Here is a 9,998-nt window from a genome sequence, read left to right on the forward strand (position 1 = left end):
CCACCGAAGCTGCCCCGCCCCGTGGATCGGTGGCGCCGTGAGCGCCGACTTCGACGTCGTCGACCTCATCCGAGCCAAGCGGGACGGGCGTTCCCTTCCTGCTGAGGCGGTGGCCTGGCTCATCGACGCCTACACCCATGGTCGGGTCGCCGACGAGCAGATGTCGGCCTATCTGATGGCGGTGGTGTGGCGCGGGATGTCCTCCGCCGAGCTCGATCGCTGGACTGCCGCGATGATTGACAGCGGGGAGCGGTTGGACCTGGCCGGGGTCGGGCGTCCCACCGTCGACAAGCACTCGACCGGTGGGGTCGGCGACAAGGTCTCGCTGGTGCTGGTGCCGCTGGTCGCCGCCTGCGGCGTCGCCGTTCCGCAACTGTCGGGGCGGGGCCTCGGGCATACCGGCGGGACGCTGGACAAGATGGAGTCGATCCCCGGCTGGCGCGCCGACCTGTCGGTCGAGCGGATGCGTCGCCAGCTCGCCGGGATCGGCGCGGTGATCTGCGCCGCCGGGGCCGGGCTGGCCCCCGCGGACCGCAAGCTCTACGCGCTGCGGGACGTCACCGGGACGGTCGAGTCGATTCCGTTGATCGCCTCATCGATCATGAGCAAGAAGATCGCCGAGGGGACGTCCGCGCTGGTCCTCGACGTGAAGGTGGGCTCAGGGGCGTTCATGACCTCGCTGGACGACGCTCGGGAGCTGGCTCGGACCATGGTCGGGCTCGGCACGGCCGCCGGGGTGCGCACCGAGGCGGTGCTGACCGGCATGGACCATCCGCTGGGGCGAACGGCCGGCAACGCGCTGGAAGTGGCCGAGGCGGTCGACACGCTGCGCGGCGGCGGCCCGAAGGATCTGGTGGAGGTCACCGTCGCCCTGGCTCGGGTGATGATCGAGCTGGCCGGCCCGGGGCGGGGCGTCGGGACCGGCGGGGCGCCGGCGGCCCGTGACCCGGCCGTGGTGCTGGCGGCCGGGGACGCCTACCCGGTGTGGCGGGCGATGGTCGCGGCGCAGGGCGGCGATCCCGACGCGGTCCTGCCCCGGGCGACCCACATCGAGGCCGTGCCGGCCCCCGCGTCCGGCTACCTGGCGAATCTGGACGCCCGGGCGGTCGGCATCGCAGCCTGGCGGCTGGGCGCAGGGCGGGCTCGCAAGGAGGACTCGGTGTCCGCGACGGCGGGCGTGCGCTGGCGGGCGGGCATCGGCGACCGGGTGACCGCCGGGGAGCCGCTGCTGGAGCTGCACACCGACGATCCGAAGACCCTCGGCCGCGCGCTGGCCGCGCTCGCCGGCGCGGTGGAGATCACCGCGCAGCCGCCGCAGCCCACCCCGCTCGTCGGAGACCACATCCGCGCCTGATCACGTCGGGTCGTGCGGACGGGCCGCTTGCGGGTCCTGCCATCGCCGTCGTCGGCGACACCGCGGCGCCGCGGTTCTGTCGTACCCGTGGCCTACGGTCAGCGCAGGAGACGGAGGACGCGATACGGAGGACGCGATGACGAACGACGCACCGCCCGGCCCGATCACGGTCGACGAGATCCGCCGGGTGCCGAAGGTCCTGCTGCACGACCACCTCGACGGCGGGCTGAGACCGGCCACGGTGGTCGAACTCGCCGACGAGACCGGCTACCGGGGCTTGCCGTCCACGGACGTGGACGCGTTGAGCACCTGGTTTCGCGGCGGGGCGCACAGCGGCTCGCTGGTGCGCTACCTGGCGACCTTCAGCCACACCGTCGCCGTGATGCAGACCCGGGAGGCGATCCGGCGGGTGGCGCGAGAGTGCGCCGAGGACCTCGCGGCCGACGGCGTCGTCTATGCCGAGGTGCGGTTCGCCCCCGAGCTGCACGTGGAGCGGGGTCTGTCGCTAGACGAGGTCGTCGAGGCCGTCCTCGACGGTTTCCGGGCGGGCTCCGCCGGCACGCCGCTGCGTATTCGCGCGCTGCTCACCGCGATGCGCCACCAGGCCCGCTCGCTGGAGATCGCCGAGCTTGCGGTGCGCTGGCGGGACGCCGGTGTGGTCGGCTTCGACATCGCCGGCGCCGAGGCCGGCAATCCGCCGACCCGCCACCTCGACGCCTTCCAGTACATCCAGCGGGCGAACGGGCATTACACGATCCATGCCGGCGAGGCGTTCGGGCTGCCGTCGATCTGGGAGGCGGTCCAGTGGTGCAACGCCGACCGGCTCGGCCACGGGGTGCGCATCGTCGACGACATCACGGTCGATCCGGATGGGAAGGCGATCCTTGGTGACCTCGCCAACTACGTACGCGACGTCCGGGTGCCGTTGGAGATGTGCCCCACCTCGAACGTGCACACGGGCGCCGCGTCGAGCATCGAGCGCCATCCCATCGGCCTGCTGCGCCGGCTGCACTTTCGGGTGACGGTGAACACCGACAATCGGCTCATGAGCGGCGTGTCGCTGTCGAGCGAGTTCGCGACGCTCGTCGACGTCCACGGCTACGACTGGTCGGACATCCGCTGGCTGACCCTGAACGCGATGAAGTCGGCGTTCCTCCCCTTCGACGAACGCCTCGACCTCATCAACAACATCATCAAGCCGGGCTATGCGCCCTACGTCCGCGAGGAGCTCGCACGATGAGTTCGAGCGTTGCAGGAATCGAGCCGCCCCCCGCCCCCGCGGCGCCGTCCTCCGGTTCGGCCGGGGCGGTTGCGGCCCGTCCCGCCGCCGCGGGCGCGGTGGTCGGGGCCGACGGGCGGGCACGCTGCCCCTGGGGGCTGTCGGCGCCGGAGTACGTCGAGTACCACGACTGCGAGTGGGGCCGGCCGGTCCGGGACGAGGGGGAGCTGTTCGAACGTCTCACCCTCGAGGCGTTTCAGTCCGGGCTGTCGTGGCTGACGATCCTGCGCAAGCGGCCGGCGTTCCGCGCGGCCTTTGCCGGGTTCGACGCGGGTGTGGTCGCCGGTTTCGGGCCCGCTGACGTCGAGCGGCTGCTCGGCGACGCCGGCATCGTGCGCAACCGCCGCAAGATCGAGGCCACGATCGTCAACGCCCGGGCCGTGCTCGCCCTCGACCGGCCGTTGCCCGAGCTGATCTGGTCGTACCGCCCGCCGCGGCGGGCCCGGCCGGCCACACTCGCCGACGTCCCCGCGAAGACCGCCGAGTCGGTGGCGCTGGCGAAGGGGCTGCGCGCGGCCGGCTTCGTGTTCGTCGGCCCGACGACCGCGTACGCGCTCATGCAGGCCTGCGGCCTCGTCGACGATCACCTGGCGGACTGCTGGGTGCCTCGCCCGCCCGAGTAGCCGCAGCTCGGGACGGAACGCAACGCCCGGGTCGGGTCACGTGGGGAAACCGGCGAGGACGTCCGCGGAGGCGGACAGCCCGAGGCGGGTCGCGCCGGCCTGGATCATCGCCATCGCCTTCTCCGCCGTCCGGATGCCGCCCGAGGCCTTGATGCCGAGGCGTCCCCCCACCGCCTCGCTCATCGCCCGCACCGCGCGCACGCTGGCGCCGCCGGCCGGGTGGAACCCGGTGGACGTCTTGACGAACTCGGCCCCGCCGGCCTCCGCTGCCCGGCAGGCCGCGATGATGCTCGCGTCGGGCAGCAGCGCCGTCTCCAGGATCACCTTGAGGATCACATGCGGTGGCACCGACAGGCGGACCTCGGAGATCTCGGTCTCGATCGCCCGCCAGTTCTCGTCCATCGCGTTGGCGATGTCGATGACCATGTCGATCTCGGTCGCGCCGTCCGCGACGGCCCGGCGTGCCTCCTCGGCCTTGATGACGGTCAGATGCGTGCCGTGCGGAAAGCCGATCACCGAGGCGACGGCAAAGGCGGGGTCGGCCCCCTGGCCGTCGCGGTACGTGCTTGCGGCGGCGAGATAGACATGGGTCGGGGCCACGCAGACCGCGCCGACGCGGAGCTTGGCGGCCTCGGCGCACAGCGCGAGTACCTCCTCGTCGGTCGCGGCCGGGGCGAGCAGCGTGTGGTCGATCATCCGGGCGACCTCGACCCGCCGCAGGGTGGGCTGGACGCCCTCGGCCGAGGTGGAGGCGCCGCCCGACGGTTCCTCGGCGGGACGGTCGGGTCCGGCGGGAACGGTTGTCATACGTTGCATCATTGCCGATCCCGTCTCGCGTTCGAGGAGTCAGTCCGTGCATCTGCACGTCGTGGACCATCCCCTGGCGGCATCGTCGCTCACCGTGCTCCGCGACGAGCGCACGCCGCGCTCCCGATTCCGGCCGACCCTGCACGACCTGGCCACGATGCTGGTCTACGAGGCGACCCGGACGTTGCCGACGATGCCCGTCACGGTGACGACGCCGCTCGCGACGACGGCTGGGGTGCGGCTGGCCGCCGAGGCGGTCCTCGCCCCGGTGCTGCGCGCCGGCCTCGGCATGTTGCCCGCGGCGCTCGGCCTGCTCCCTGAAGCCCACACCGCCTTCATCGGGCTGGCCCGAGACGAGACCACCCATCGGCCCACCGTCTACCTGGAGGCTGTGCCCGCCGACCTGACCGGCCGCCCGGTGCTGCTGCTCGACCCGATGCTCGCCACCGGCGGCTCGGCGCTGCACTGCCTGCGACTGCTGCTCGACCGCGGCGCGCGAGGCGTCACGGTCGTCGCGGTCGTCGCGGCGCCCGAGGGGCTGACTGCGCTCGAGTCCGGCCTGCCTGCCGGGGCGGCTGCGGAGCTGACGGTGGTGACCGCCGCGGTCGACGAGCGGCTGAACGACATCGCCTACATCGTCCCCGGGCTCGGTGACGCCGGCGATCGGATCTACGGCGAGATGTGAGGCGCTGTCGGCGGTCGGCCTGGGAGCGCGATGCGCGGTCCGGCGGCTACCCGAGGTGGGCGATCAGATCATCGATGGCGACGGTCAGCTCGGCCAGCCGGGACCGGGCCCGTTCGCGGGCCGCCGCGACGGCGGTGGCCGCGCCGGCCGCCACCGGCTCGACGACCTCGAGATACACCTTCAGCTTCGGCTCGGTCCCGCTCGGCCGGAAGGTCACCCGGTCGTCGTCGAGGAACAGGACGAAGACGTCGGACGCCGGCAACGTGCCGTCGTCGAGCAGGTCGCGCCGGCCTGTCACCGTGCGACCCGCGAGCCGCGCCGGCGGCTGTGTGCGTAACCGCCCCATCGCCGCGGCGATCCGAGAGACGTCGGTGAAACGGGCCGAACGCTGCCCCGTCTCATGCACGCCTATCCGCGCCGCCAGCTCGTCGAGAAGATCTAGTAGCGTCCGGCCGCGCCGGTTGGCCGCGGTGGCGATCAGCGTGACGGCCAGTGCCGCGGTGATGCCATCCTTGTCACGCACCAGGTCCGGGGCGAGGGCGTAGCCGAGCGCCTCCTCGTAACCGAAGACGAGTCGCGGATCCGCTCGCATGATCCACTTGAAGCCGGTGAGTGTTTCGTGGCACGTGACACCGGCATGCCGCGCCAGCGTGCGCAGGCCGGACGAACTGACCAGGGTGGTCGCCACCGGGCCGGGCCGGCGGCGGAGTACCTGATCGGCGAGCAGCAGGCCGATCTCGTCCCCGGTGAGCAGCCGTCCGCCCACCGCCACGGCGCAGCGGTCCGCGTCGGGGTCGGTCGCCAGCACCAGATCCGCGCCGATGCGTGCACCGAGCGCCAGCGCCCGGTCCATTGCGCCCGCCTCCTCGGGATTCGGCCAGCGGACGGTCGGGAAGTCCGGATCGGGCGCGGCCTGCTCGTCGACGGGAGTAGGGGCTGCGAGCCCGGCGGCGGCGAAAACCGCGGTGAGTGTCTCGGCGCCGACACCGTGCAACGGGGTGTACGCGACGATCACGGGTGCGATCACGGGTGCGGGATCGTTCAGGTCGACTGCCGGGGCCACCTCGCGCACCGCTGCCACGGCGGCGTGGACGTAGTCATCGACGATCCGTCTGTCGAGCCGGCGCCAGGTCTCGGCCAGGGGGATCGCGGCGGCCGGGCCCGCGACGGCGATGCGCCGCTCGATGTCGGCGTCCACGGGGGCGACGAGTTGCGCGCCGCGTCCCGGATCCTGGTCAGCGCCGCCGAGTCGCACCCCGCCGAGGTAAACCTTGTAACCGTTGTCGGTGGCCGGATTGTGGCTGGCGGTGACCATAACTCCGGCATCGGCCCGCAGGTGGCGTACCGCGAAGGCCAGTACCGGCGTGGGTAGCGGCCCGGGCAGGACCACGGCCCGCAGCCCGGCCCCGGCGACGACCCGCGCGGTGTCCAGCGCGAACGCCTCGCTGCGATGCCGGGCGTCGTAGCCGACGACGACCAGGGCAGCCGCGGCCGGGGCGCCGCCCGCCGCGGCTGCCGTCGCCGCGGCGTGTAGCCAGGCGGCCAGGCCGGCGGCGGCTCGGCGCACCACGGCCGTGTTCATCCCCCCGGGCCCGGCGCGCAGCGGCCCGCGCAGCCCCGCCGTCCCGAACCGCAGCGGCTCCCGGAACCGGTCGTCGAGCTCGGCGAGCACCACCGGGTCGCGGACGGCCTCGGCGCACAGCCGGGTCAGCTCGGCCCGGTCCCCGGCATCCGGATCGTCGGCGAGCCAGGCCCGGACCCGCGTGGCCAGCGGATCGGGCAACTCCGGTGGCGGGGCGTCGGCCGGCGCCGTCATGATCCGGCCGTGCCTAGAGGCGGGCGGCGACGTCGGCGAGCAGGACCCCCATGCGTTCCGCTGCGGCCGCGCCCGCGGCCAGCACCTCCAGGTGGTTCAGCGGCTCCCCGGTCATGCCCGCCGCGAGGTTGGTCACCAGTGACAGACCCAGCACCTCGGTGCCGGCCGCCCGGGCGGCGATCGTCTCGTGCACCGTCGACATGCCCACCAGGTCGGCGCCCAGGATCCGCAGCATGCGAATCTCCGCGGGCGTCTCGAAGTGCGGTCCGGGCAGACCGGCGTAGACGCCCTCGGCCAGCGAAGCGTCGACCTCCCGGGCCAGAGCGCGCAGCCGCGGCGAATAGGCGTCGGTCAGATCGGTGAAGGCGGGTCCCACCAGCGGTGATAGCCCGGTGAGGTTGAGATGGTCGGAGATGAGGACCGGCTGGCCGATGGTCATGTCGGCGCGCAACCCGCCGGCGGCGTTCGTCAGCACGACAGTGGACACGCCCGCGGCGCAGGCCAGCCGAACCGCGTGCACCACCCGTGACAGCCCGTGGCCCTCGTAGGAGTGCACCCGGCCCAGGTAGACGAGCACCCGGCGGCCCTCGAGGTGCAGCGAACGGGCGATCGGCCGATGTCCGGGCACCTCGGTGCCTGGCGGGAAACCCCCGAGTTGAGCGAAGGTGATCTCGGTGACCTTGCCTGCCCGCCGCGCAAGCACGTCCGCGGCCGGGCGCCACCCGGAGCCCAGCAGGATCGCTACATCATGGCGTCCGACTCCGGTCAGTTCCGCGAGCCGCGCGGCCGAGGCCGCCGGGTTCGGTTCCTCTGCTTGCTCCTGCGGCTGCTCCCACATCCGGCGAATGTACGGGGTGCGTGGAGGAGACTGGCGGACGTGCCCCCGTTGCCATCCCACCGCCGGCTACCGTCCGTGCCGCTCGAGTCCGGTGAATTCACCGAGGTCGTGCTGCGCGGGCGGCTGACCGATCCCGACGGACCGGGACGGCTGATGTCGAGGGTCGAGACGTTCGTCGGTCACCGGGTCGGCGCCTCACGGTGGATCCTGCTCACCGACCGGCGGCTGCTCGTCGTCGCGCCGTTTCCCCGGGAGGGGGACTGGTTCGACGTCGTCTTCGACCGTCGCGAGGTGACCGCCTCCCGCGGCATCAAGCACGGCGACGTCATCACGGTGGAGCTGAGCACGCCACACGGCCGTCAGGTCCTGCGTGTCCCGGCTCGGCTGCGAACCGAGGCCGGCCGCTTCATCCGCGCGCTGCGCCGCTAGCTGCTAGCTGCTGGCTGCTGGCCGGGTCGGCGGCTGGTCGGCCGCAGGGCGGACCCCGTCCTTCTCGTGTGCGTGCACGAGCTGATGCTCGGCGCGGCGGCCACACCGGACCGTCCCGGCGCACCGGCCGATAGGGTCGGGACGGGATCCCGCGGCGGGCGTGACGATGTCGCCACAGCACAGGCGTGACACCGCGCCCGGTGGGCCGAACCGGACAGCGATGGGAACAACGGACCGATGACTACAACCCAGCCGGCCACCGGCGAGCTACCGATCCCGGGCCCAGGGGTCTCCGCGATCAGTGGGCAGCGCCAGCGCACGGCCATGCGCACCCATCTGTGCGGCGATCTGCGGGCGGATCACGTCGGCCGGACCGTGTCAGTGTGCGGCTGGGTGGCACACCGCCGCCAGCACGGGCAGTCGCTGACCTTCGTCGACCTACGGGACCACTCCGGCCTCCTGCAGGTGGTCGTCGACGGATCCGTCGACGTCCGCTCCGAGTACGTGCTGCGCGTCACCGGCACGGTCGCCATCCGGCCGGACGGCACGGCGAACCCGGCCCTGACCACCGGCGAGGTGGAACTGCGCGACTGCGCGGTCGAGATCCTCTCGGTCGCCACCCCGCCCCCGTTCCCCCTCGACGACCGCGCGGACGCCGTCGACGAGTCCACTCGGCTGGCCTATCGCTACCTCGACCTGCGCCGAGAGCGGATGCAGCGCAACCTGCGGGCCCGCTCCGCCGTGCTCGGCGCTATGCGCGCCGCCCTGGCGCCGTTCGACTTCGTCGAGGTGGAGACGCCGCTGTTGATGCCGTCGACGCCGGAGGGCGCCCGGGAGTTCATCGTCCCGTCCCGGCAGTTCCCGGGAAGCTTCTATGCCCTGCCTCAGTCGCCGCAGCTGTTCAAGCAGCTGCTCATGGTCGGCGGGACCGACCGCTACTTCCAGTTCGCGCGCTGCCTGCGCGACGAGGACCTGCGGGCCGACCGTCAGTACGAGTTCACCCAGCTGGACCTCGAGATGAGCTTCGTCGACCAGGACGACGTGCTCGAAGTGATCTCCACCGCGGTGCTCGCCGCGGCACGGGCGGTGACGACCGAACCCGTGCCGCCGATCGAACGGATCACCTGGCACGAGGCGATGAACCGCTTCGGCGTCGACAAGCCGGACCTGCGGTTCGGCCTGGAGCTCGTCGAGCTCACCGAGATCTTCGCCGGTAGCGGCTTCAAGGCGTTCGCCGGGGCTGATGCGATCAAGGGTATCCGGGTGCCCGGCGGCTCGGCCGCCCACAACCGGCGCCGGTTGGACGATCTCACCACGCGGGCCAAGTCGCTGGGCGCCAAAGGCCTGGTGTGGATGCGGGTCGGCGGCGGCGGCAAGCTGGAGTCGCCGGTGGCGAAGTTCCTGTCCGACGACGAGCTTGCCGGCATCATCGCCGCGACCGAAGCTGTCGAGGGCGACCTGCTGCTGCTGGTCGCCGACGAGTGGGCTACCGCCTGCGAGGTGCTCGGGCAGCTGCGCAACGACCTCGGCCGCCCACCGGCCGGCCAGGGGCCGCTGCGGTTTGTGTGGGTGGTGGACTTCCCGCTTTTCGTCGGGGTCGACCAGGCCACCGGTCGGCCGAAGCCGGGTCACCACCCCTTCACCCGGCCGCATCCCGATGACATCGCCAAGCTGGAGAGCGACCCGCTCGAGGTGCGCAGCCGCGCCTACGACCTGGTGCTCAACGGCTGGGAACTTGGGTCGGGTTCGATCCGGATCCACGAGAGTGCCCTGCAACAGCGCATCTTCGGCCTGCTCGGGATCACACCGGAGGAGGCGAACGCCCGGTTCGGCTTCTTCCTCACCCCATTCGGCTACGGCGCGCCGCCGCACGGTGGTTTCGCGGTCGGGATCGACCGGTTGGTCGCGATCCTGGCGGGTGAGGAGAACATTCGCGAGGTCATCGCCTTCCCCAAGACCCAGTCCGGCCTCGACCCGCTGACCGGAGCTCCTACCCGGGTGACAGACCGTCAGCTTCGTGAGCTGGGTGTGCGGGTGATCGCTCCGGTGCCCCCGGCGACCGGCTCGGATCCGGCCGGAGCGCAGGCAGCCGGATAGCCGGTGGCCTGCGGCTGCTGGTCGGTCGGTGGTCGGTGGTCGGGTGGGCAGAGGCGGGAAAGAGGTGGGG

General features: G+C 72.6%; 9 protein-coding genes. 6 read left to right on the forward strand and 3 right to left on the reverse strand.

Translation table 11 applies throughout. From position 1 onward, the window contains the following. Positions 1-37: 37 nt before the first annotated feature. The 3 genes from NBZ83_RS25165 to NBZ83_RS25175 all read left to right on the forward strand — a co-directional run bounded on the left by NBZ83_RS25165 (position 38) and on the right by NBZ83_RS25175 (position 3,256). Positions 38-1,354, forward strand: a complete 1,317-nt coding sequence (locus tag NBZ83_RS25165; protein WP_261566598.1) for a thymidine phosphorylase — start codon at positions 38-40, stop codon at positions 1,352-1,354. A gap of 136 nt (positions 1,355-1,490) precedes the next feature. Beyond that, on the forward strand, positions 1,491-2,594 hold the full coding sequence (locus tag NBZ83_RS25170; protein ID WP_261566597.1) for an adenosine deaminase: 1,104 nt from the start codon (positions 1,491-1,493) through the stop codon (positions 2,592-2,594). Next, complete coding sequence (locus tag NBZ83_RS25175) at positions 2,591-3,256, forward strand: DNA-3-methyladenine glycosylase I (protein ID WP_261566596.1); 666 nt, start codon at positions 2,591-2,593, stop codon at positions 3,254-3,256. The genes NBZ83_RS25170 and NBZ83_RS25175 overlap by 4 nt, the downstream gene beginning before the upstream one ends. A gap of 36 nt (positions 3,257-3,292) precedes the next feature. Here NBZ83_RS25175 and deoC read toward each other — a convergent pair whose 3' ends face one another. Continuing rightward, entirely contained in the window at positions 3,293-4,072 is a 780-nt protein-coding gene (deoC, locus tag NBZ83_RS25180; RefSeq protein WP_261566595.1) for a deoxyribose-phosphate aldolase, read from the reverse strand. A 37-nt stretch (positions 4,073-4,109) separates the two neighbouring features. On the opposite strand from deoC, the gene upp reads away from it, so the two are divergent. Continuing rightward, a complete protein-coding gene (upp, locus tag NBZ83_RS25185) occupies positions 4,110-4,748 on the forward strand; it encodes a uracil phosphoribosyltransferase (protein WP_261575919.1) in 639 nt (212 codons plus the stop codon). A gap of 46 nt (positions 4,749-4,794) precedes the next feature. Here the strand turns inward: upp and NBZ83_RS25190 are convergent, their stop codons facing one another. Next, positions 4,795-6,564, reverse strand: a complete 1,770-nt coding sequence (locus NBZ83_RS25190) for a phospho-sugar mutase (RefSeq protein WP_261566593.1) — start codon at positions 6,562-6,564, stop codon at positions 4,795-4,797. 13 nt (positions 6,565-6,577) lie between these two features. Beyond that, positions 6,578-7,402 carry a purine-nucleoside phosphorylase gene (locus tag NBZ83_RS25195; RefSeq protein WP_261566592.1) on the reverse strand — a complete coding sequence of 275 codons (825 nt, stop codon included), beginning with the start codon at positions 7,400-7,402 and terminating at the stop codon, positions 6,578-6,580. A 39-nt stretch (positions 7,403-7,441) separates the two neighbouring features. Between NBZ83_RS25195 and NBZ83_RS25200 the strand changes: the two genes are divergently transcribed. Together NBZ83_RS25200 and aspS are read left to right on the forward strand one after the other, a co-directional pair. Beyond that, on the forward strand, positions 7,442-7,831 hold the full coding sequence (locus tag NBZ83_RS25200) for a hypothetical protein (RefSeq protein ID WP_261566591.1): 390 nt from the start codon (positions 7,442-7,444) through the stop codon (positions 7,829-7,831). Between the two features lie 237 nt (positions 7,832-8,068). Beyond that, complete coding sequence (gene aspS / locus NBZ83_RS25205; RefSeq protein ID WP_261566590.1) at positions 8,069-9,928, forward strand: aspartate--tRNA ligase; 1,860 nt, start codon at positions 8,069-8,071, stop codon at positions 9,926-9,928. Positions 9,929-9,998 lie beyond the last annotated feature (70 nt).

Origin of the sequence: Frankia gtarii (assembly GCF_025403375.1) — a bacterium.
Lineage (GTDB): Bacteria > Actinomycetota > Actinomycetes > Frankiales > Frankiaceae > Frankia > Frankia gtarii.